This is a genomic window from Dokdonia genika (genome assembly GCF_042652845.1).
Classification (GTDB): Bacteria; Bacteroidota; Bacteroidia; order Flavobacteriales; family Flavobacteriaceae; genus Dokdonia; species Dokdonia donghaensis.
This window is the reverse complement of sequence record NZ_JBHSHB010000015.1, coordinates 1-971: the sequence shown is the minus strand read 5'-3', so window position 1 is coordinate 971 and position 971 is coordinate 1. Positions and strand designations below refer to the sequence as shown.

The following is a 971-nucleotide window of genomic DNA, read 5'->3' as shown; positions in this document are numbered from 1 at the left end:
TACTACAGAAAGTCATTGTAGTGGTCATCTGTGCAGTATCGGTTACTAGGGCATAAACGGTAGCGGTATTACTCGTATAAGCGTTAGGAGTTGCAATGGCAGGAGTACCAGCTTCCGCGGAAGCGAGAGAAGAAAACCACTCCACCGTATGCATTGTAGGGTCTAAGCCGCCTAGAATATTAGCTTCTTGCGTACTTAAATCAAATAGCTGAAGCCCATCGGTATCGTCGTCACACAAGGCGTATGGAAGCGCATCTTGGTTGGGCATCGGGCTGTTGAGCACACGCAGGGTAAGCGGTGTAGTGCTATAGCAACCGGCATCGTTAAAGACACGGGCATACACAATTTGCTCAAAAGGCTCATTGTTGATATACATCATATTATCGAGCTCCTGACCCACCGGTGCATTATCTGCATCTGCCTGGGTGAGGTAATAGGCGACGGTAAGGGTTGGGTCTCCACCGGTGATTTCGGCGTCTCTAGAGGAAAGCACGAAGAAGTCAAAAACACCGTCGTTATCATCATCACACTCCTCATAATCTGCAGGGGTTACGGGTACCGGTACTGGGAAGCTGCGCACACTAAGGTTGACCGTTGCATAACAAGCCGTGGTATTATCGGTCACACGAGCCACTACAATCTGAGGATTGGTGGTCATTGTAAACATTGTTTTGTCTGGGATACTTGCATCACCAGCATCGGCACCAGCCTGGTCTAGGTGGTAGGTGATGGTAAGGTTTGCATCAAAACCACCCGTGATTTCAATATCTTTTGAAGAGAGGTCTACCGTGGTAAGGCCGTCTATCACACCATCATCATCACAAACTTGAAGTTCGGTAGGTGTGGTGAGTACAGGATTCTGGTTTACGATGAGCTCAAAGTTCATCGCAAGGTTGACAAAATCAAACGTAGTACAGCCTGTAGTAGCATCCTCTAGACTGTAGTAAATGGTCTGAGGGTTGCTACTGTTT

Annotated in this window: 1 pseudogene; it reads right to left on the bottom strand. The window is 47.8% G+C overall.

Going from position 1 to position 971, the window contains the following annotated elements:
• A pseudogene (locus tag ACFO5T_RS09660) lies at window positions 1-971 on the bottom strand (T9SS type B sorting domain-containing protein); the annotation flags it as partial.